This window comes from Blautia sp. AF17-9LB (genome assembly GCF_003479185.1).
Taxonomy (GTDB): Bacteria; Bacillota; Clostridia; order Lachnospirales; family Lachnospiraceae; genus Fusicatenibacter; species Fusicatenibacter saccharivorans.
Genome location: NZ_QUGU01000002.1, coordinates 61,290 through 82,180 on the forward strand (window position 1 = coordinate 61,290; position 20,891 = coordinate 82,180).

Below are 20,891 nucleotides of genomic sequence, written 5' to 3' on the forward strand. Positions count from 1 at the left end.
AGAAATCGGCCCGGTGGACCGGTTTCACTTACAGAAGGGAGAAAAATTATGGGATACAGCCAGGACACAATCTGTGTACAGGGAGGATGGCAGCCGAAAAACGGTGAGCCGCGTGTACTTCCGATTTACCAGAGCACAACATTCAAATATGCAACCAGCGAGGAAATGGGAAAACTGTTCGATCTGGAGGAAGAGGGATATTTCTATTCCCGTCTGCAGAACCCGACGAACGACGTCGTAGCACAGAAAATCTGCGATCTGGAGGGCGGCGTGGCAGCCATGCTCACATCTTCCGGCCAGGCGGCAACGATGCTTGCTGTTACCAACATCTGTGAGGCAGGCGACCACGTTGTCTGCGCGGCAAAGGTTTATGGAGGAACCTCCAACCTGCTCGCCGTTACCTTAAAACGATTCGGCATCGAGACTACCCTCGTGGACCAGGATGCGCCGGCAGATGAGCTGGAAAAAGCATTCCAGCCGAACACCAAAGCTGTCTTTGCCGAGACGATTTCCAACCCGGCAGGTGTTGTACTTGACATTGACAAGTTTGTTAAACTTGCACATGAGCACGGCGTTCCGATGATCTGCGACAACACCTTTGCAACCCCGATCAACTGCCGTCCGTTCGAGTTCGGTGTAGATATTGTCACCCATTCCACCACAAAATACATGGACGGCCATGCAATGGCGCTCGGCGGAGCGATTGTCGATTCCGGAAACTTCGACTGGGATGCGCATGCAGACAAATTCCCGGGCCTTACTACACCGGACGAATCGTACCACGGCGTGATTTATACGCAGAAATTCGGTAAAAAAGCGTATATCACAAAAGCAACCGCGCAGCTGATGCGTGATATGGGAGCGTGCCAGTCCCCGCAGAATGCATTCCTGACGAATGTCGGTCTGGAGACCCTGCACCTGCGCGTGGAGCGCCACTGCAGAAATGCCGAGAAAGTGGCAGAGTTCCTGAAAAATCATCCGAAGGTAGCGTGGGTTGAGTACGCAGGCCTTGCAGACAGCAAATACCATGCACTGGCAGAAAAATATATGCCGAACGGAACGTGCGGCGTTCTCTGCTTCGGACCGAAGGGCGGAAGAGACGGTGCGATGCGTTTTACGAACGGCCTGAAAATGGTAGCAATTGTAACACACGTTGCCGATGCAAGAAGCTGCGTTCTGCACCCGGCAAGCCATACCCACCGCCAGCTGAACGATCAGCAGCTCATCGAAGCCGGTGTTCTGCCGGATCTGATCCGTCTGTCAGTCGGCATCGAGGATGTGAACGATATCATTGCAGACCTTGATCAGGCGCTTGCGAACGTATAAAGATACAAAAAACAGGATGTGAAAAGGAGCGTATTGGTAAAATGGAAGAAATGGCAAAGAAACGCGTAAAAGATTCTGAGACAGAGCAGTCGTATCTTCTGATGCACCGCCATATCAACGGCTATGGCCGTCTGTTCGGCGGCCAGCTGGTCGCGTGGATCGATGAGCTTGCCGGTCTGGTGGGACGCCGCCACTGCGGCCACGAAATAACCACCGCGTGCATCGACAATCTGAACTTCAAGCATCCTGCTTTTCTGAACGACACCGTCGTACTGGTCGGAAGGGTGACGTATGTCGGACGCACTTCAATGGAGGTGCGCGTCGACACGTACGTGGAAGAGCTTGCGACCGGCATTCGGAAAATGATCAACCGTGCCTACGTGGTGATGGTGGCCATCGACGAGAACGGCCGCGCACTTCCCGTCCCGGGCCTGATTCTGGAATCCCCGGAGCAGGAAGCTGAGTGGGAGGGCGGAAAACGCCGCTATGAACTGCGAAAAGAGCGTCACAGAGAGGGGTTCTAAGTTGACGTTCACCCGCACATTTGCAGAATCCACCGGGGCGTTTACCGGAGCTGTCTTCGTGCATTCTGAAAATTTCATTTAAAAAAATCCCGCCGTGTCCCTTGACAGGCGGGATTTTCCATGTTAAGGTAAAGGCAGTTATACGACTGACGGAAGTGGAAATGACCACAGGGAGTATAGCGTGAGAAGAGGCCGACCGTCTGGGCAGAAGAATGCTTGGGGGAGTGGGTCTGTTTTTTTATCCAAAAACAGAAAATCCCATTCCAGCCACCTTGAAAAGGAGATCAGAAGATGAAAAAAGTATCACTGGAACAGGAATTAAAAGGAAATGCATATCCAGGAAGAGGAATTGTGATCGGCAGATCCAAAGACGGCACAAAAGCCGTTGCCGGATACTTTATTATGGGCAGAAGCCAGAACAGCCGCAACCGTGTCTTTGTTGAGGAGGGTGAGGGAATCCGCACACAGGCGTTTGATCCGTCGAAGCTGGAAGATCCGAGCCTGATCATCTACGCACCGGTACGCGTTCTGGGAAATGATACGATCGTAACAAACGGAGACCAGACCGATACCGTATACGAAGGACTGGAGCAGGGAAAAACGTTTGAGGTATCCCTTCGAAGCAGAGAGTTTGAGCCGGATGCACCGAACTACACTCCTCGTATTTCCGGTGTGATGCACGTAGAGAACGGAACGTACGGCTACCAGATGTCGATCTTAAAGAGCAATAACGGCGATCCGTCCCAGTGCAACCGCTACACCTTCTCCTATGATAACTGTGTAGCAGGGGAAGGCCATTTCATCCACACCTACATGCACGACGGCAATCCGCTGCCAAGCTTTGAGGGTGAGCCAAAACTGGTCGAGATTCCGGATGACATCGATGCCTTCACCGAACTGCTCTGGAGCAGCTTAAACGAGGACAACAAGGTGTCCCTCTTCACACGCTATATCGACATTGCAACCGGCAAGTATGAGACAAGAATCGTGAATAAAAATAAATAAGAAATCGAGTGTTTTGCGAAAGGAGAAAATCATGAAAGAATTAGCGTTAAAATACGGATGCAACCCGAACCAGAAACCTTCCAGAATTTACATGGATGATGACAGAGATCTTCCGATCGAAGTATTAAGCGGCCGTCCGGGCTATATCAATTTTCTGGATGCCTTCAATGGCTGGCAGCTGGTACGTGAGCTGAAAGCAGCCACCGGTCTTCCGGCAGCAACTTCCTTCAAGCACGTTTCCCCGGCAGGTGCAGCCGTAGGTCTTCCGCTGGACGAGATCCTGCGTAAAATTTACTGGGTAGACGATATGGGAGAGCTTTCTACGTTAGCATGCGCTTATGCAAGAGCCAGAGGCGCAGACCGTATGTCTTCTTTCGGCGACTTTATCGCACTTTCTGATGTCTGCGACAAAGACACCGCATCCCTGATCAAACGCGAGGTTTCTGACGGTGTCATCGCTCCGGGATTTACCGATGAAGCACTGGAAATCCTGAAAGCAAAGAAAAAAGGTAACTACTGCGTCATCAAAATCGACGAGAATTACCGTCCGGCTCCGCTCGAGCACAAACAGGTCTTCGGCATTACCTTTGAGCAGGGCCGCCAGGAGCTGCCGATCGACGATGAGCTGCTCTCCAACGTGGTAACCGAGAACAAAGAGATTCCGGAAGCAGCAAAACGCGATCTGAAGATTGCACTGATTACCTTAAAATATACCCAGTCCAACTCCGTATGCTTCGTCAAAGACGGTCAGGCCATCGGTGTCGGCGCAGGCCAGCAGTCCCGTGTGCACTGCACCCGTCTTGCCGGACAGAAAGCCGACAATTGGTTCCTGCGTCAGTGCCCGAAGGTGCTGGATCTGCAGTTCGTAGACGGCATCCGCCGTGCAGACCGTGACAATGCGATCGACGTTTACATCGGCGAGGAGTACATGGATGTTCTCGCAGACGGCGCATGGGAGAAGATCTTCAAAGTAAAACCGGAAGTCTTCACAAGAGAAGAGAAACGTGCATGGCTCGACCAGATGAAGGGCGTAACCTTAGGTTCCGATGCCTTCTTCCCGTTCAGTGACAACATCGAGCGCGCACACAAGAGCGGCGTCCAGTACATCGCAGAGCCGGGCGGATCGGTTCGTGACGACGCTGTCATCGAGTGCTGCAACAAGTACAACATGGCGATGGCATTTACAGGAATCCGTCTGTTCCATCACTAAAAAGAAATGCGTTTTATATTTATATAAGAAGAAAGAATCCGGTCTCTGGGCGGCCGGATTCTTTCTTTTTTTCGCACATGTATCATCAAAGAGAGAGTAGCACTTTCTGAAGAATAAAAAATAAGCAGGAAGAGGGCGGTACCGCCCTTTTTCTGTCGAAAACCCCTGTTCTTTTTCGGAAAAGTGTGATAAAATACCCCATGGGCGTATCTTTTGCCCGCTGCAAAAAGGAGGATGAGGAATATGCGGCAGATGGAATTTAAAATGGAGCGACAGGGACTTCTCGAGGAAGGCCAGGAAGTCAACGTGACAGAAAGCGCACTGCCTACCTCCTATTATTATACGATTACCCCGGCAGTGGCCATGAGCAGGAATTATCAGGCGTATGAGAGGCTGCAGTCCCGGAAGGGAATCGTAAAAGAAGTAAAAGAGACACCGAGAGGATTCTATACGGTAGTGGAGTTTGATGAAGATGAGCCGACCTGACGAGAACAAAAATGAGCACCCGGTGGTGCATCCGATTCCGCCGGTTTACCGCGCCGATTCCCGGATTCTGATTCTCGGCAGTTTTCCGTCCGTAAAATCCAGGGAGACCGGATTTTTTTACGGCCATCCGCAGAACCGTTTCTGGAAAGTGACGGCAGCCGTGTGCGGGGAAGAGGTGCCGCAGACCGTGGAAGAGAAGAAGGCGTTTCTGCTCCGGAATCATATCGCTGTCTGGGATGTGATCGCGTCCTGCGTCATCACAGGCTCGAGCGATGCGAGCATCCGCGATGTTGTGCCGAATCCGCTGCAGGACATTCTGGAATGCGCCGATATCCGGCAGATTTACTGCAACGGGGCGACCGCGTGGAAGTATTACCGGAAGTACCAGGAGAAGCAGCTGGGACGGGAAGCGGTTCGCCTTCCGTCGACGAGTCCCGCGAACGCCGCATGGTCTGTGGAGCGGCTGCTTGGCGAGTGGAGCCAGTGCGGAGAAGTCTTACGAAACGGAGAGTGACAGGATGAAAAAAGAGTACGAGACCGTCTGGGAGATTTTTAATGAGTGTGCCAATAATCAGATGCGGGACGTCTTTTTCGACGAGATCGAGACGGATGACCCGGAGGCGTATATCCGTCAGAAATTTCCGGACAAAAACTTAAAATATGAAAAAACGGTGGAAGCGGACGGATCTCTGGTCTTTGACATTGAGACCTCCGGCATCCGCCAGCGGTTTACGTTTACAGAAATCTGAATCGCGCAGAAAATACCAGAAAAGCGGAGAAAAAAACGATGAGTGAAGAAAAACACACGCATGTGCATGTGCTGGAAGACGGCACCGTGATCGAGCATTCCCACGATCACGCCCACGGGCACCATCATACAAATACAAAAGCAGTCTTAAACCGCCTCTCCCGCGCGATCGGACACATGGAGTCGATCAAGCGGATGGTAGAGGAAGGCCGGGACTGCACTGAGGTTCTGATCCAGCTGTCTGCCGTGAAGGCGGCCATTAACAATACAGGAAAAATTATCCTGGAGGATCACATTGAACATTGCATCGTCGATGCAGTCGAGCATGGGGACACAAAAGCGATTCAGGAGCTGAATAAGGCGATCGACCGCTTTGTCAAATAAGCAAGAAAAACAAGAAAAGAGGAAAGAAACATGGCAAAAGAATGCAGCAATTCGAGCTGTTCCAAAGAAAGCTGCGAAGGATGTCCAAGCAAAGCAGGACAGGGCAAACCGGATTTTCATATTGATCTGAATGCCGATTCTTCGATCAAACATGTCATTGGCGTTGTCAGCGGCAAGGGCGGTGTTGGTAAATCCATGGTAACCGCATCTCTGGCAAACCAGAAAGCAAAAGAGGGCTACAAGGTTGGTATCCTCGATGCCGATATCACAGGACCGTCCATCCCGAAAATGTATGGCCTGAAAGGACCTGCAAACGTAGATGACAAGGGCGTTTACCCGGCAGTTGCAGCAAACGGCGTAAAGGTAATGTCCATCAACCTCCTGCTTCCGGGCGAGGAAGAGCCGGTCATCTGGAGAGGACCTGTCATCGCAGGAACCGTAAAACAGTTCTGGACCGACGTCATCTGGGGCGACCTGGACTATCTCTTCGTCGATATGCCGCCAGGAACCGGTGATGTTCCGCTGACCGTTTTCCAGTCTCTTCCGGTAGACGGCGTAGTGATCGTATCTTCCCCGCAGGATCTGGTGCGCATGATCGTCATGAAAGCCTACAAGATGGCACAGATGATGAGCGTTCCGGTGCTCGGTATCGTAGAGAACTACAGCTACCTCGTATGTCCGGACTGCGGCAAAAAGCTGTCCATTTTCGGCGAAAGCCACATCGACGAGATCGCAGCCGAGATCGGCGTGCCGGTTCTCGGCAAAATGCCGATTCATCCGGAGTTTGCCGAGCTGGTGGACGAAGGAAGATTTGCAGAAGTGGATAACACCGATATTGCAAAGATCAACATCTAATCATTAAATATAGAAGCAAGTAATGGCATGAAAAACTCGTTTTTCCTTGATTTTACAAGGAAAAGCGGGTTTTTTTGACAAGATTTTTACGTTTCTTTTGGCAAAAACTATTTTATTTTAAACGGATTTTGTGTAACCGGTTACACACGACTGCGCAAATGAGACAAAAAGCGACAAATATGAAGGGTTAATGAGAAAAACTTGCATAAAAAACATGCATAATATGGCAAAAACAAGGAAATAAATTCAATATTGACATTTAAAGAGAAAAAGTGCATAATCTACCTCAACGATAGGAAAACAAACAGCTATTGATTAAGAAAGAGGTGAATCGTATGTCACACTGCGTAGTAAGACTCAATGGAACTGAGGAAGTAGAGGAGTTTGTAAAAGCAGCTTCCAAATGTGATTTTGATATTGACATTTTTTACAACCGCGTTATTATTGATGCAAAATCCATTCTTGGCATCCTCAGCATGGATCTGAACCGTGATCTCACCGTACACTGCTATGGTGACAGTCCGGCATTCAATAAAACCCTGCAGAAATTTGCTGTAGCATAAATTTTATTAAGGGAAACGAAAAAAATTCAGCCTGCGCCGCCAGCGAGAGTAGAGACAGAATTTGCGCAGGGGACTTTCTGAAGAAAAACTAATCACACGAGACACATAGCTTCAGAGAGAAAAAAAGGAGACTGTTGCGGCAGTCTCCTTTTTTCTGTATAATGATAACTATTCAGAGCTATGCGAAATTCCAGAAAAGGACACGAATCATGCTTGCATGAATGAGCGTTCTTTTCTGGAATTTCATATGGCGAGAAGCCACATCGAGATGCAGCGCAGCGGAATCGAGATGGGGCTCTGAATAGTCTGGTTAGAAAAGGAGCGGGCTAGTGGAAGAGAAGAAGAAAGAGATCCGGATTTCCGTGCGGAATCTGGTGGAGTTTATTCTGCGCAGCGGGGATCTGGACAACTCATCGGGAGGTTTTGGCGAGCGCGATGCCATGCAGGCGGGAACGCGGGTGCATCAGCAGATTCAGAAAAAACGGGGCGCCGATTACCGTGCGGAGGTTCCGCTGGTTCACGAAAAAGAATATGAGCATTTCATCCTGCGCGTCGAGGGAAGAGCAGACGGCATGTACGAGGACGGAACCACGACCGTGATCGAGGAGATCAAGGGAACGTACCGTGACCTTGAAACGATGGAAGAGCCGGTTCCGGTACATCTGGCACAGGCGAAGTGCTACGCTTACATCTACGGCCTTCAGAACCGCAAAGAGGAGATGGGCGTGTTGATGACGTACACCCTGCTCTCCTCCGAGGAGGAAGGCCTTCTGCGCCCGCTCACCAAAGAAGAGGTAAAGCCGGAGAACTCCAACTGGCGCATCCGCCATTTTCTGCAGACGTACAAGCTCCCGGAACTGGAGCAGTGGTTCGATGAGCTACTCGACGCCTGGTTTATCTGGGCGGAATTCCAGTACCAGTGGCAGAAAGCGCGAGATGCCTCAATGCAGCACCTCGAATTCCCCTTCCCGTACCGGAAAGGCCAGCGGGAACTGGTGAGCGGCGTCTACCGTACCATTCTGCGGAAAAAAGAACTCTTCGTCCAGGCGCCGACCGGCATCGGAAAAACAATGTCCACGGTCTTTCCGGCCATCCGCGCGATCGGAGAGGGCTGCGGCGACCGTCTTTTTTATCTGACTGCGAAAACCATCACCCGTACCGTGGCAGAGGAGGCGGTCTCCATTCTAAAAGAGAAGGGACTGCAGTTCAAAGCAATCACGCTGACCGCAAAAGAAAAAATGTGCATCCTCGATGAGCCCGAATGCGATCCGATCCACTGCCCGCGCGCGAAAGGTCATTTTGACCGGATCAACGCGGCGGTGTACGAGATGCTGACGGAATGTGATTCCTACACAAGAGAGGAAGTCCTGCGCCAGGCGGAAAAATGGAACGTCTGCCCGCACGAGTTCCAGTTTGATGTGGCTTCGTGGGTGGACGGCGTGATCTGCGATTACAACTATGCGTTTGATCCGACCTCGAAATTAAAACGCTTTTTCGCAGAAGGAACGAAGGGTGACTACATCTTTCTGATCGACGAGGCGCATAACCTGGTCGAGCGGGGCCGCGATATGTTCAGTGCCACGCTCGTCAAAGAGGAGATTTTAAAGGTCCGCCAGCTCCTCCGCCCGTATGCACCGGGCAAAAAGCTCGAGAAGGCGCTGAATCGCTGCAATCACCAGATGCTCGTCTACAAAAGAGAGTGCGATTCCTGCACGGAGCTGGAAAGCGTATCGACGTTTCTTATGATGGTCAATCAGCTGCTGGAAGAACTGGCGGGCTGGCTGGAAGCGCATAAGACAAGCGAAATCCGGAAGCAGGTTCTGGAATTTTACTTTAACTTGCGAAATTTTTCCGAGATTTACAATTTAGTGGATGAAAATTATCTGATCTACACGAGTTATCTCGATAACGGCGATTTTGCACTGCGCCTGTTCTGCGTCAACCCGGCGGAGAATCTGCAGCAGTGTATCAACCAGGGGCGGTCGGCCGTCTTCTTTTCCGCGACGCTGCTGCCGGTGCAGTATTATAAGAAGATGTTCAGCACGAATACGGACGATTACGCGATTTACGTGGAGTCCCCGTTTGATCCCACGAAGCGGTGTCTGGCGATCGGAAGCGAGGTCAGCACGAAGTATCAGCGGAGAAACCGCGCAGAGTTTGAGAAGATCGCCGCTTATCTGAACGAGATGATCCAGAGCCGGAAGGGCAACTATATGGCGTTCTTCCCGTCATACCGCCTGATGCAGGATGTCTATGCGGTCTATGAGGAACTGTATGCAGATGAAAACGTGACCTGCCTGATCCAGGAGTCGGCGATGCGGGAGCAGGAGAGAGAAGAGTTTCTGGAAGCGTTTGCGAAAGACAACGAGAAAACGCTGGTGGGATTCTGTATCATGGGAGGCATTTTCTCGGAGGGAATTGATCTGGACGGGGAAAAGCTGATCGGCGCGGCCGTTGTGGGAGCTGGAATCCCGCAGGTGGGGCCGGAGAGAGAACTTTTAAAGCAATATTTCGACCGCAGCGGAGAGAACGGTTTCGACTACGCGTACCGCTATCCCGGCATGAATAAAGTATTGCAGGCGGCAGGGCGCGTGATCCGTACGACGGAGGACACGGGTGTGATTCTGTTGCTCGACGAGCGGTTCCGAAACCGGGAGTACCGCGAGCTGTTCCCAAGAGAGTGGGAGGACTGCCGGATTGTGCAGCGCAGCAGCCTCCCGGAGGTAATCCATTCGTTTTGGGAGAGGGTGGATTGTGAGAGCGGATCAAAAGCCGGGCAGCAGGAAATGAAATCTCGGTACAGCGCTGAACGTTACGTGTGATCCGCGCGGTTCCGGTATTCGCTCGGCGAGCAGCCCATCTGATGCCGGAAAATTTTAGAAAAATAGGCAGGACTGGAAAATCCGGTCTGTTCCGCTACGGAAGTGATACTGGCCTGGCGCTCGAGAAGGAGCGGCAGGCTTTTTTCAATACGGTAATCGAGAAGATAGTCAAACAGGGATTCGTTCATGCATTTCTTGAAAAAACGGCAGCATTCACTGCGGCAGATGTGGATCTGTGCGGCGAGATCCTCGAGCGTCAGATGCTCCATATAATGGCGGTGGATGTAGTCGAGCAGAATGCGGAGCCGCTCAACATCACGCGCTGCCGCCGTGTTCTGGGATTCACCGGAAAACGATGCGTGGCGGTAAATCTCAATCCAGATCGACAGCAGAAGCTCCTGGATTTCCATCTCAAACGCGGACGGCTGTGAAAGCGAGAGGTCGTAGATGCGGTGCATACAGGCAAGTACCTGGTTCTGCCAGTCGATCTCCGGCGAAAAGACGATGGAGGCGAGCTGCATATCCGTCAGCACCGGTTCGACGTAGCGCGTCTGGATCACACTGTTTGAAAAACCATAGAGAAAGCGCGGGGCGAACGTGGTTGAAATATAGACGCAGTCCATCCCGTCGATCATGTGGCCGCTGTGAAGCGCATTCGTGTTGCAGAAAATGCCGTCCCCTTCTTTTAAGACATACGATTTGCCGTTGACCTGATATCCGATCTGCCCCGAGAGGACAAACGTCAGCTCAATTTCCGGGTGCCAGTGCCAGGAAAAGGAGCCGCGCTCGTAGCGGGAGAGCTGTTCGTAACTGATGTTGACAGGAAATTCATAGCTGCCGTGGGCCTTCAGCTCACGGTTTTCTTTATCCATGCGGATCTGCATGAAACGTACCTCCAATCCATAAAATCCATTAAAAATCATACGATAAGTAAAGTATGCGGCAAAAAGGGAAAAAAAACAAGAAAAAATCGAAGATCACCTCAATATAATTATCGCTTGCCCCAATATTGTTGTTGCAGATGGGCGTACGGCTCACTATAATGATACTTAAGAAGATAAGAAAAAACACACAAACACACAAACACACACAACACACAAAACGAAACCATGAAAACAACACACCAAAAAGAAAAGGAGACAACAAAATGAAACAGCAGGTACTGGATTGTTTTGCAAAACTGTTCGGGGGAGAGGGCGACATCCGCACCTACTTCGCACCTGGACGTGTGAACCTGATCGGTGAGCACACCGATTACAACGGAGGCCACGTATTTCCATGCGCACTGACCATCGGAACCTACATGGCAGCAAGAAAACGTGACGACAGAAAGCTTCGTTTTTACTCTATGAACTTTGAAAAACTCGGCGTGGTAGAATCTTCTCTCGATGAATTCCTGATGGGAAAAGAAGGCAACTGGACCGCATATCCGAAGGGAATGATGTGGGCATTTTGCCAGAAGGGCTTCCCGGTAGAGCAGGGCTTCGATATCGTGCTCTACGGAAACATTCCGAACGGCTCCGGCCTTTCCTCTTCCGCATCCGTTGAGACCGTAACCGGCGTAATGCTGCGTGACATGTTCGGCTACGACACCATCTCCATGATCGACATCGCTCTGTACGGCCAGTTTTCCGAGAACAATTACAACGGCGTCAACTGCGGTATCATGGATCAGTTCGCCATCGCCATGGGCAAAAAGGACTGTGCGATCTTTCTTGACACCAGCGATCTGAAATATGAGTACGCACCGGTTAAACTGGAAGGCGCAAGAATTGTCATCTCCTGCAGCAACAAGAAACGCGGCCTTGGCGACTCCAAATACAACGAGCGCCGCAGCGAGTGCGAGACTGCTCTGGCTGAGATTCAGAAAGTCAAAGACATCAAGAGCCTTGGCGAGCTGACCGAGGAAGAGTTTGAGGCAGTGAAAGATGCCATCAAAGATCCGGTCCGCCAGAAACGTGCAAAACATGCTGTTTACGAGAACCAGAGAACCGTTCAGGCCGTTGCAGCTTTAAAGGCAAACGACATCGCAAAATTCGGCGAGCTGATGAACGCATCCCACGTTTCCCTGCGTGATGACTATGAGGTAACCGGCATCGAGCTGGATACTCTTGTGGAAGAAGCATGGAACTGCCCGGGTGTCATCGGATCCCGTATGACAGGCGCAGGCTTCGGCGGATGCACCGTCAGCATCGTAAAAACAGAAGATATTGACAACTTCATCGCAAAAGTAGGCGCAGCTTACAAAGAAAAAATCGGCTATGCCGCAGACTTCTATGTCGTAGACATCGGAGACGGCGCAGGCGTATTAAAATAAGAAATAAAAAAGCTGGATCGGCAGCAGGGAGGAAGCTACAGTGATTAACGAGAGTATTGCAAAACTGGTAAAATATGGAGAAAATGCCGGTCTTGTTTCGGGACTGGATAAAATCTATGCGACAAACCGGATTCTGGAAGTCATGCAGATTTCCGATTACGAAGAGCCGGAGCAGATTCCGGAGACCCCGGATCTGGAAGAGACTTTAAATGAACTGCTTGATGATGCAGCTAAGCGCGGTCTTCTCGAACACAACAGCGTCGTTTACCGCGATCTGTTCGATACGAAACTGATGGACTGCCTGATGCCGCGCCCGGGAGAGGTGGTAAAGAAGTTTGAGGAACTCTATGCGAAGAGCCCGCAGGAGGCAACCGATTACTTCTACAAACTGAGCCAGGATTCCAACTACATCCGCAGATACCGCATCGCAAAGGATATCCGCTGGAGCGTACCGAGTGCCTACGGCGATATTGATATCTCGATCAACCTCTCCAAACCGGAGAAGGACCCGAAGGCGATCGCGGCTGCAAAACTGGCAAAACAGAGCGGTTATCCGAAATGCCTGCTCTGCAAGGAGAATGTGGGCTATGCGGGACGCGTCAACCACCCGGCGCGCCAGAACCACCGCATCATTCTGCTGACGATCAATCAGACGGAGTGGGGATTCCAGTACTCGCCATATGTGTATTACAATGAGCACTGCATCGTGTTCAATTTCCAGCATAACCCGATGAAGATCGAGCGCGCGACCTTTGTGAAGCTGTTTGACTTTATCAAGCTGTTTCCGCACTACTTCATCGGTTCCAATGCGGATCTGCCGATCGTGGGAGGCTCCATTTTAAGCCACGATCATTATCAGGGCGGCCACTATACCTTCGCAATGGCGAAAGCGCCGATCGAGCGCCATTTTACCATCAAAGGATACGAGGATGTGGAAACCGGCATCGTCAAATGGCCGCTGTCCGTCATCCGGATCCGCCACAAAGATGAGAAACGGCTGATCGATCTGGCAGAGCATATCCTGAACTGCTGGAGAGGTTACACGGATGAGGATGCGTTTGTATTCGCCGAGACTGACGGAGAGCCGCACAACACGATCACGCCGATCGCAAGAAAAGTGGGCGATACGTTCGAACTCGATCTGGCACTGCGCAACAACATCACGACGGACGAATGCCCGCTCGGTGTTTACCATCCGCATGCACAGTATCATCACATCAAAAAAGAGAACATCGGCCTTATTGAGGTTATGGGACTTGCGATTCTGCCGGCGCGCTTAAAAGATGAGCTGGAAGAGCTTTCCAAATGCCTCGTAGAGGGAAAAGATGTCCGCGCTGTCGCAGAGCTGGAGAAACATGCCGACTGGGTAGACGAATTCCTGCCGCGCCATCCGGAGCTGAACAGCGAAAATGTGATGGATATCCTGAAAGAGGAAGTCGGAAAAGTCTTTGTCGGCGTACTCGAGGATGCCGGCGTTTACAAGTGCACCGAGGAAGGCAGAAGTGCATTTGCAAAATTCATGGAAACGTTGTAGAATAAACTAAATGCTTCAATTAACCCGCTGCGGCAAAAAAGCAGCAGCGAAGGAAAACATGGAGGATACCAAAATGAAAATCTTAGTTACTGGCGGTGCAGGCTATATTGGAAGCCACACCTGTGTGGAACTGCTGAACGCAGGCTATGACGTTGTTGTCATGGACAACCTTTACAATGCAAGCGAGAAAGCCATCGAGCGTGTAGAACAGATTACCGGAAAGAAAGTAACCTTCTACAAAACCGATATGCTGGACCGCGAAGGCGTAAAGAAAATTTTCGACAACGAGAAAATTGACGCTGTCATCCATTTCGCAGGCTTAAAAGCAGTCGGCGAGTCCGTACATAAACCGATTGAATATTATCACAACAACATGACCGGAACCCTGATTCTCTGCGATGAGATGAGAAACCATGGCGTAAAGAACATCATCTTCAGTTCTTCTGCAACCGTATACGGCAATCCGGCACAGATTCCGATCACCGAGGAGTGCCCGAAGGGAACCCCGACCAACCCATACGGCTGGACAAAAAGCATGCTCGAGCAGGTTCTGACCGACATCCACACCGCAGATCCGGAATGGAATGTTATCCTGCTTCGCTACTTCAACCCGATCGGAGCGCATAAGAGCGGCCTTATCGGAGAGGATCCGAAGGGCATCCCGAACAACCTGCTTCCGTATGTCGCACAGGTTGCCATCGGAAAACTCGAGTGCATCGGTGTTTTCGGTGATGACTATGATACTCCGGACGGAACTGGTGTCCGCGATTACATCCATGTTGTTGACCTGGCACGCGGCCATGTAAAAGCCATCCAGAAACTGGCTGACAACGAGGGCGTTTCCATTTACAACCTCGGAACCGGCAAAGGCTACAGCGTACTCGATGTGATCCACGCATTCGAGAAAGCATGCGGCCATCCGCTGAAATACGAAATCAAACCGCGCCGTGACGGTGATATCGCAACCTGCTACTCCAAATGCGACAAAGCAAAAGAGGAGCTTGGCTGGGAGGCTGAGTACGGCATCGAGGAGATGTGTGCCGATTCCTGGAACTGGCAGCAGAAGAATCCGAACGGATATAACGACTAATGTAATGTGAGTGTTATCTGGCGGTCCGCCGATACTTGAAAGAGTGTCGGCGGGCCGTTTTTGTATAGATAAATTCAGTCTTTTTTCACAAAGTCCGGCTTGCTAATTAAGAGGGAATCCGATATAATGTAAGAGTTAAAGTGTCCGTAAAAAAGAGGGGCGGTTTGACATACAAGGAGGAAAAGCATGGACGATAGAAAAAATCAGAACCGGGAACCAGAAAAAGGCTCCGGGGGAGGACCGAAAAACAGACAGACGATACTCATTATCCTGATCTGCCTCCTCGTCAGCCTGATGGTGATGGGACTTCTGAACAATGCCCTTGGGGGAATTACTTCCGAGGATCTTGACTATAGCAAATTCCTGGACATGGTAAACAACGATGGAGTGCAGGAAGTTGTCTTGAAATCGGGAACACTGACCGTAACGCCGAAAGACCAGAAATCGGAGGGAATCACCTATCAGGTAACGATGATGGGAGATGAGCAGGAGCTGGTCGATCTGTTACAGGAGAAAGGCATTACGTACCACAAAGATCCGCCGGATTCTACCGGAACGATCATTTACACATTGCTGACCGTCATTCTGCCGGTTGTAATGCTTGTCGCTGTCATGGTATGGGTGATGCGCAGCATGAACAAAGGCGGCGGAGTCATGGGCGTAGGAAAGAGCAGAGCAAAGGCCTACGTACAGAAAGAAACCGGCGTGACATTCCGCGATGTTGCGGGACAGGACGAGGCAAAAGAATCGCTCCAGGAGGTTGTGGATTTTCTGCATAACCCTGGAAAATACACGACAATCGGTGCAAAACTTCCGAAAGGAGCGCTTCTTGTAGGCCCTCCTGGAACCGGAAAAACACTGCTTGCCAAAGCCGTAGCCGGTGAGGCGCACGTACCGTTTTTCTCGATGTCCGCTTCGGAATTTGTCGAGATGTTCGTCGGTGTCGGTGCATCGCGTGTGCGTGACCTGTTTGAGGAAGCAAAGAAAAACGCACCGTGCATCATCTTTATCGATGAGATCGATGCGATCGGAAAGAGCCGTGACAACAGCTACAACAGCAACGACGAGCGGGAGCAGACGTTAAACCAGCTCCTCGCCGAGATGGACGGATTCGACAGCTCCAAGGGTATTCTAATCCTTGCGGCCACAAACCGCCCGGAGGTTCTTGACCCGGCGCTGCTGCGTCCAGGCCGTTTTGACCGCCGGATTATCGTAGAAAGACCGGACCTGAAAGGCCGTGTGGAAATCCTGAAAGTACACGCCAAGAACGTATCGCTCGATGAGACGGTTGATCTCGACGGCATCGCACTTGCGACATCGGGAGCCGTTGGTTCTGATCTTGCAAATATGATCAACGAGGCAGCGATTCTTGCGGTCAAGAACGGAAGAAAAGCCGTTTCCCAGAAGGATCTTCTCGAGGCAGTCGAGGTTGTCCTCGTCGGAAAAGAGAAGAAGGACCGCATCTTAAGCCAGGAAGAGCGAAAGATCGTTTCCTACCACGAGGTAGGCCACGCACTTGTTACTGCACTGCAGAAGGATTCCGAGCCGGTACAGAAAATCACGATTGTGCCGCGTACGATGGGTGCGCTCGGCTACGTCATGCAGGTGCCGGAGGAGGAGAAATACCTCAACACGAAGAGCGAACTCGAGGCGATGATCGTCGAGTGCCTCGGTGGAAGAGCGGCAGAGGAGATCGTATTCGGCAATGTGACAACGGGAGCTTCGAATGATATCGAGAAAGCGACGAAGATTGTCCGCGCGATGATCACGCAGTACGGTATGTCGGAGAAATTCGGTCTGATCGGTCTTGCGACCCAGCAGAATCAGTACCTCGACGGAAGAATGGTCTTAAACTGCGGCGATGCCACAGCAACCGAAATCGACCACGAGGTCATGAAGATTTTGAAAGAGTCGTATGAGCAGGCAAAAGAACTTCTGGCAGCTAACCGCGATGCGATGGATGAAATCGCAGCTTACCTGATCCAGAAAGAGACGATCACCGGAAAAGAATTTATGGAGATTTTTCATCAGGTGATTGCAAAACGGAATGGAAACGCGGAAGAAGCGGTTGAAAATCCAGAAATATAAAAAGAAAGCGAAAAGGCCCGGCGGGAGCAGAGAAAACGATCTCTGCACGCTGGGCATTTTCAACATTACAGTCCCAAAAAGAGGAGGGTCATATGGCGTTTGATATCCAGGAAGAACTGAAAAAACTGCCGGGGAAACCCGGCGTCTATCTGATGCACGACGCGGACGATACAATTATCTACGTAGGAAAGGCGATTTCGCTGAAAAACCGTGTCCGCCAGTATTTCCAGACGAGCCGCAACAAAGGGCCGAAGATTGAGCGGATGGTCACGCATATCGCCCGTTTTGAGTATATTGTGACGGATTCCGAACTGGAGGCGCTCGTGCTGGAGTGCAACCTTATCAAAGAGCACCGTCCGAAATACAATACGATGCTGAAAGATGACAAGGCGTACCCGTACATTAAGGTGACCGTGAACGAGGATTTTCCACGCATTCTGTTTTCCCATCAGATGAAGAAGGACAAGGCGAAATATTTCGGCCCGTACACGAGCGCCGGAGCTGTGAAAGATACGATCGAACTGTTGCGGAAGCTGTACGATATCCGTTCCTGCAATAAGAGCCTGCCAAAGGAGATCGGCAAGGACCGCCCGTGTCTTTACTATCACATCCACCAGTGTAAGGCACCGTGCCAGGGATACATTTCCAAAGAAGAGTACGGCGAGCAGATCAAAAAGGCGATCAGTTTTCTGAATGGAAATTACAATGACATGATCAAAGAGCTGACTGGAAAAATGACGGAGGCGGCTGAGGAGATGCGGTTCGAGCAGGCGGCGGAGTACCGTGATCTGATCGACAGCGTGCGCAGGATCGGCGAGCGGCAGAAGATTACGAACAGTAACGGCGAGGACAAAGATGTCATTGCGCTTGCGATGGACAAAGAGGATGCGGTGGCGCAGGTCTTCTTTATCCGGAACGGAAAGCTGATCGGGCGGGAGCATTATTATCTGCGGATTGGCGAGGAGGAGCAGAAAAGCGAGGTGCTGCTCACGTTTATGAAACAGTTCTATTCCGGCACGCCGTTCATCCCGCGGGAAATCATGATTTCCGAGGAGATTGCCGAGCAGGAGCTGATGGAAGAGTATTTAAGCAGCAAACGGGGCCAGAAGGTCCGCATCCGCGTGCCGAAAAAGGGCAGCAAGGAAAAAATGGTGGAACTGGCAGAGCGGAACGCACAGATCGTTCTCGACCAGGACCGCGAGCGGATCAAGCGGGAAGAGGGTCGGACGGTCGGTGCCGTAAAAGAGATCGCCAGATGGCTGAACCTACCGTCGATCGACCGCATCGAGGCGTACGATATCTCCAATATCAGCGGTTTCCAGTCGGTCGGCTCAATGATCGTCTACGAGAAAGGAAAGCCAAAGCGCGCCGATTACCGAAAATTCAAGATCAAATCCGTCGAGGGACCGAACGATTACGCCAGTATGAAAGAGGTCTTAAGCCGCCGTTTTCTGCGCGGCATCCAGGAGGACAGCGGTTTCGAGCGGCTGCCGGACCTGATCATGATGGACGGCGGACGCGGCCAGGTTAACATTGCGCTTGAGGTGCTTGAAGAAATGGATCTTGCGATTCCGGTCTGCGGTATGGTAAAGGACGACAAGCACCGCACGAGGGGGCTGTATTTCCGAAACGTGGAAATCCCGATCGACCGGAACAGCGAGGGCTTCAAACTGATCACACGCGTGCAGGACGAGGCGCACCGCTTTGCAATCGAATACCACCGCCTGCTGCGGAGCAAGGGTCAGGTCCACTCGATTCTCGACGACATCCCGGGCATCGGGCCGACAAGAAGGAAAGAACTGATGCGCCACTTTCAGGGAATTGATGATATCAAGGCGGCAACCGTGGAAGAACTTTCCGGACTTCCGGGCATGAATAAAAAGGCGGCGGAGCAGGTCTACACATTCTTTCACGCACCTGCACAGGAGGAAAATGAGGATTCGTCAAAATAGTTAAATTTCTAGGTTGCCCGTGATGCTTTATTGTGCTAAAATCATAGAAGAGACGGATTTAAAAAGACGTCGAATGAAGTCGGAGGACAGGAAAATGAAAGAAATTGAAATGACCAAAATGGTGGAGGAAATGGATCTCCGCAACCTGACACCAGAGGTTGATATGACAGATCTTGTCATTGCCACACCGGATATCAACCGTCCTGCACTGCAGCTGACCGGTTACTATGAGCATTTTGCCAATGAGCGTGTGCAGATCATAGGTTATGTAGAGTTCACGTATCTGCAGCATCTTGAAGAGAGCGAGCGCGTCCGCGCGTTTGAAGAGTTTGTAAGCCGCAAGATCCCATGTGTCATTTTCACCACGAAGATGATTCCGGGACCGGAAATTCTGGAGCTGTGCAATCGTTATCAGGTACCGGCCTTTGCGGTAGACAAATCGACTTCCGTTTTCATGGCTGAAATCATCCGCTGGCTGAATGTCCAGCTTGCCCCGATGATCTCCATCCACGGCGTGCTGGTCGATGTATTCGGCGAGGGCGTTCTGATCATGGGCGAGAGCGGAATCGGAAAGAGCGAGGCTGCACTGGAGCTGATCAAACGAGGCCATCGTCTCGTCAGCGATGATGTGGTTGAAATCAGCCGTGTCAGCGACATTACGCTGGTCGGAACGGCACCGGATATCACGCGTCACTTTATCGAGCTGCGCGGTATCGGTATCATCGACGTCAAGACGCTGTTTGGTGTCGAGAGCGTAAAGGATACCCAGTCTATCGACCTTGTTATCAAGCTTGAAGAGTGGGACAAAGAGAAAGAATACGACCGTCTGGGCCTGGAAGAAGAGTATATTGAGTTCCTTGGAAACAAGGTTGTCTGCCATTCCCTTCCGATCCGTCCGGGCCGTAACCTGGCGATCATCGTAGAAACCGCTGCTGTCAACCACAGACAGAAGAAGATGGGCTACAATGCCGCACAGGAGCTGTACCGCCGTGTACAGGCTAACTTAGTGAAAAAAAGAGAGGAGAAGTAAGAAAATGGCAAACTATGTATTTGGAATCGATGTTGGGGGTACTTCAGTGAAATGCGGAATGTTCCAGACAGACGGAACTCTGTTGGAAAAATGGGAAATCCCGACCCGCACCGAAAACGGCGGAAGCGAAATTCTGCCGGATATCGCAAAAAGCGTAAAAGCAAAAATGGCTGAGAAGGGTATCGCAGCAGATGATGTTGCCGGTGTCGGCATTGACGTACCTGGCCCGGTTAATGACAAAGGTGAGCTTTCCATCGCAGTCAACCTGAACTGGGGATATAAAAATATCGTAAAAGAGCTTTCCGACGAACTCGGCGGAATGGCAGTAAAAGCAGCAAACGACGCAAACGCAGCAGCTCTCGGTGAGATGTGGGCAGGCGGCGGAAAGGGAAGCAAGAACCTGGTTATGGTTACCCTTGGAACCGGTGTCGGCGGCGGAATCATCGTGGACGGCAAGATCGTAGCAGGTGCTCACGGCGCAGGCGGCGAGGTTGGTCATGCATGTGTTGAGCCGGAAGAAGAAGCGGTCTGCAACTGCGGAAACCACGGATGCCTCGAGCAGATGACATCTGCAACCGGTATCGTTCGTCTGGCAAAGAAATATCTGGCATCCCATGATACTCCGTCTTCTTTAAGAGAAAGAGGAGAGTCCATCAGTGCAAAAGCTGTCTTTGATGCATTAAAAGAAGGCGATGCAGCAGCAGAAGCAATCGTTCAGGAGTTCTCCGAGTACCTCGGAAGAGCACTTGCAGTATTCGCATGCGTTGTTGACCCGGAAGTTATCGTAGTCGGCGGCGGTGTATCCAAAGCAGGCCAGATCCTGATCGACGGCGTAGCTAAATACTACCGTGAAGCAGCATTCATCGCATGCAAAGATACCCCGATCGTACTCGCTTCCCTTGGAAACGATGCTGGTATCTACGGCGCAGCAAAAATGCTGATTGACTAATTGATTCA

At 51.2% G+C, this 20,891-nt stretch carries 19 protein-coding genes and 1 riboswitch; of the genes, 18 read left to right on the forward strand and 1 reads right to left on the reverse strand.

The features are described from left to right. Positions 1–48 precede the first annotated feature (48 nt). The 11 genes from DWX00_RS02355 (at position 49) to DWX00_RS02405 (ending at position 9,923) form a co-directional block, all read left to right on the forward strand. Positions 49–1,326, forward strand: a complete 1,278-nt coding sequence (locus tag DWX00_RS02355) for an O-acetylhomoserine aminocarboxypropyltransferase/cysteine synthase family protein (RefSeq protein WP_055227011.1) — start codon at positions 49–51, stop codon at positions 1,324–1,326. A 41-nt stretch (positions 1,327–1,367) separates the two neighbouring features. Then, positions 1,368–1,850, forward strand: coding sequence for an acyl-CoA thioesterase (locus tag DWX00_RS02360; protein ID WP_022463109.1), 483 nt, complete (start codon positions 1,368–1,370; stop codon positions 1,848–1,850). Between the two features lie 132 nt (positions 1,851–1,982). Next, positions 1,983–2,063: riboswitch (ZMP/ZTP riboswitch) on the forward strand. 78 nt (positions 2,064–2,141) lie between these two features. Beyond that, positions 2,142–2,855 carry an IMP cyclohydrolase gene (locus DWX00_RS02365; protein ID WP_022463110.1) on the forward strand — a complete coding sequence of 238 codons (714 nt, stop codon included), beginning with the start codon at positions 2,142–2,144 and terminating at the stop codon, positions 2,853–2,855. A 31-nt stretch (positions 2,856–2,886) separates the two neighbouring features. Next, positions 2,887–4,065: a phosphoribosylaminoimidazolecarboxamide formyltransferase gene (locus tag DWX00_RS02370; RefSeq protein WP_118594604.1), complete on the forward strand. Its 1,179-nt coding sequence runs from the start codon at positions 2,887–2,889 to the stop codon at positions 4,063–4,065. Between the two features lie 243 nt (positions 4,066–4,308). Continuing rightward, positions 4,309–4,551 (forward strand): hypothetical protein, encoded by a 243-nt coding sequence (locus DWX00_RS02375; protein WP_022463113.1) that lies wholly within the window; start codon positions 4,309–4,311, stop codon positions 4,549–4,551. Next, positions 4,538–5,065, forward strand: coding sequence for a DNA-deoxyinosine glycosylase (locus DWX00_RS02380; RefSeq protein ID WP_022463114.1), 528 nt, complete (start codon positions 4,538–4,540; stop codon positions 5,063–5,065). The genes DWX00_RS02375 and DWX00_RS02380 overlap by 14 nt, the downstream gene beginning before the upstream one ends. 4 nt (positions 5,066–5,069) lie before the next feature. Continuing rightward, positions 5,070–5,300 carry a hypothetical protein gene (locus DWX00_RS02385; RefSeq protein ID WP_022463115.1) on the forward strand — a complete coding sequence of 77 codons (231 nt, stop codon included), beginning with the start codon at positions 5,070–5,072 and terminating at the stop codon, positions 5,298–5,300. A gap of 38 nt (positions 5,301–5,338) precedes the next feature. Next, complete coding sequence (locus tag DWX00_RS02390; RefSeq protein WP_055219739.1) at positions 5,339–5,683, forward strand: metal-sensing transcriptional repressor; 345 nt, start codon at positions 5,339–5,341, stop codon at positions 5,681–5,683. A gap of 30 nt (positions 5,684–5,713) precedes the next feature. Next, positions 5,714–6,538 (forward strand): Mrp/NBP35 family ATP-binding protein, encoded by an 825-nt coding sequence (locus DWX00_RS02395; RefSeq protein WP_055219741.1) that lies wholly within the window; start codon positions 5,714–5,716, stop codon positions 6,536–6,538. Between the two features lie 335 nt (positions 6,539–6,873). Then, the gene (locus DWX00_RS02400; RefSeq protein ID WP_022463118.1) at positions 6,874–7,101 is read left to right on the forward strand and encodes an HPr family phosphocarrier protein; all 228 of its coding nucleotides are present in this window, start codon (positions 6,874–6,876) and stop codon (positions 7,099–7,101) included. A gap of 329 nt (positions 7,102–7,430) precedes the next feature. Continuing rightward, a complete protein-coding gene (locus DWX00_RS02405) occupies positions 7,431–9,923 on the forward strand; it encodes an ATP-dependent DNA helicase (RefSeq protein WP_118594605.1) in 2,493 nt (830 codons plus the stop codon). Here DWX00_RS02405 and DWX00_RS02410 read toward each other — a convergent pair. Continuing rightward, entirely contained in the window at positions 9,914–10,807 is an 894-nt protein-coding gene (locus DWX00_RS02410) for an AraC family transcriptional regulator (RefSeq protein ID WP_158565036.1), read from the reverse strand. The two genes, DWX00_RS02405 and DWX00_RS02410, sit on opposite strands and share 10 nt — an antisense overlap. A 263-nt stretch (positions 10,808–11,070) precedes the next feature. Between DWX00_RS02410 and DWX00_RS02415 the strand changes: the two genes are divergently transcribed. The 7 genes from DWX00_RS02415 to DWX00_RS02445 all read left to right on the forward strand — a co-directional run bounded on the left by DWX00_RS02415 (position 11,071) and on the right by DWX00_RS02445 (position 20,883). Further along, positions 11,071–12,240, forward strand: a complete 1,170-nt coding sequence (locus tag DWX00_RS02415; protein ID WP_022463121.1) for a galactokinase — start codon at positions 11,071–11,073, stop codon at positions 12,238–12,240. Positions 12,241–12,280: 40 nt separating this feature from the next. After that, positions 12,281–13,774, forward strand: a complete 1,494-nt coding sequence (galT, locus tag DWX00_RS02420) for a UDP-glucose--hexose-1-phosphate uridylyltransferase (protein WP_118594606.1) — start codon at positions 12,281–12,283, stop codon at positions 13,772–13,774. Between the two features lie 73 nt (positions 13,775–13,847). Further along, positions 13,848–14,864 carry a UDP-glucose 4-epimerase GalE gene (gene galE / locus DWX00_RS02425; protein WP_022463123.1) on the forward strand — a complete coding sequence of 339 codons (1,017 nt, stop codon included), beginning with the start codon at positions 13,848–13,850 and terminating at the stop codon, positions 14,862–14,864. Between the two features lie 186 nt (positions 14,865–15,050). Next, positions 15,051–16,952, forward strand: coding sequence for an ATP-dependent zinc metalloprotease FtsH (ftsH, locus tag DWX00_RS02430; RefSeq protein WP_055227005.1), 1,902 nt, complete (start codon positions 15,051–15,053; stop codon positions 16,950–16,952). A gap of 92 nt (positions 16,953–17,044) precedes the next feature. Further along, positions 17,045–18,904 carry an excinuclease ABC subunit UvrC gene (gene uvrC / locus DWX00_RS02435; RefSeq protein WP_118594607.1) on the forward strand — a complete coding sequence of 620 codons (1,860 nt, stop codon included), beginning with the start codon at positions 17,045–17,047 and terminating at the stop codon, positions 18,902–18,904. Between the two features lie 94 nt (positions 18,905–18,998). Beyond that, a complete protein-coding gene (gene hprK / locus DWX00_RS02440) occupies positions 18,999–19,934 on the forward strand; it encodes an HPr(Ser) kinase/phosphatase (protein WP_022463126.1) in 936 nt (311 codons plus the stop codon). 4 nt (positions 19,935–19,938) lie between these two features. Continuing rightward, the gene (locus DWX00_RS02445) at positions 19,939–20,883 is read left to right on the forward strand and encodes an ROK family glucokinase (protein ID WP_117760497.1); all 945 of its coding nucleotides are present in this window, start codon (positions 19,939–19,941) and stop codon (positions 20,881–20,883) included. Positions 20,884–20,891 lie beyond the last annotated feature (8 nt).

What these genes read in the sequence shown, in the direction of transcription:
- DWX00_RS02355 (WP_055227011.1), top strand. Translation starts at nt 49, where the DNA reads ATGGGATACAGCCAGGACACAATCTGTGTACAGGGAGGATGGCAGCCG.
- DWX00_RS02360 (WP_022463109.1), top strand. Translation starts at nt 1,368, where the DNA reads ATGGAAGAAATGGCAAAGAAACGCGTAAAAGATTCTGAGACAGAGCAG.
- DWX00_RS02365 (WP_022463110.1), top strand. Translation starts at nt 2,142, where the DNA reads ATGAAAAAAGTATCACTGGAACAGGAATTAAAAGGAAATGCATATCCA.
- DWX00_RS02370 (WP_118594604.1), top strand. Translation starts at nt 2,887, where the DNA reads ATGAAAGAATTAGCGTTAAAATACGGATGCAACCCGAACCAGAAACCT.
- DWX00_RS02375 (WP_022463113.1), top strand. Translation starts at nt 4,309, where the DNA reads ATGCGGCAGATGGAATTTAAAATGGAGCGACAGGGACTTCTCGAGGAA.
- DWX00_RS02380 (WP_022463114.1), top strand. Translation starts at nt 4,538, where the DNA reads ATGAGCCGACCTGACGAGAACAAAAATGAGCACCCGGTGGTGCATCCG.
- DWX00_RS02385 (WP_022463115.1), top strand. Translation starts at nt 5,070, where the DNA reads ATGAAAAAAGAGTACGAGACCGTCTGGGAGATTTTTAATGAGTGTGCC.
- DWX00_RS02390 (WP_055219739.1), top strand. Translation starts at nt 5,339, where the DNA reads ATGAGTGAAGAAAAACACACGCATGTGCATGTGCTGGAAGACGGCACC.
- DWX00_RS02395 (WP_055219741.1), top strand. Translation starts at nt 5,714, where the DNA reads ATGGCAAAAGAATGCAGCAATTCGAGCTGTTCCAAAGAAAGCTGCGAA.
- DWX00_RS02400 (WP_022463118.1), top strand. Translation starts at nt 6,874, where the DNA reads ATGTCACACTGCGTAGTAAGACTCAATGGAACTGAGGAAGTAGAGGAG.
- DWX00_RS02410 (WP_158565036.1), bottom strand. Translation starts at nt 10,807, where the DNA reads ATGCAGATCCGCATGGATAAAGAAAACCGTGAGCTGAAGGCCCACGGC.
- DWX00_RS02415 (WP_022463121.1), top strand. Translation starts at nt 11,071, where the DNA reads ATGAAACAGCAGGTACTGGATTGTTTTGCAAAACTGTTCGGGGGAGAG.
- galE (WP_022463123.1), top strand. Translation starts at nt 13,848, where the DNA reads ATGAAAATCTTAGTTACTGGCGGTGCAGGCTATATTGGAAGCCACACC.
- ftsH (WP_055227005.1), top strand. Translation starts at nt 15,051, where the DNA reads ATGGACGATAGAAAAAATCAGAACCGGGAACCAGAAAAAGGCTCCGGG.
- uvrC (WP_118594607.1), top strand. Translation starts at nt 17,045, where the DNA reads ATGGCGTTTGATATCCAGGAAGAACTGAAAAAACTGCCGGGGAAACCC.
- hprK (WP_022463126.1), top strand. Translation starts at nt 18,999, where the DNA reads ATGAAAGAAATTGAAATGACCAAAATGGTGGAGGAAATGGATCTCCGC.
- DWX00_RS02445 (WP_117760497.1), top strand. Translation starts at nt 19,939, where the DNA reads ATGGCAAACTATGTATTTGGAATCGATGTTGGGGGTACTTCAGTGAAA.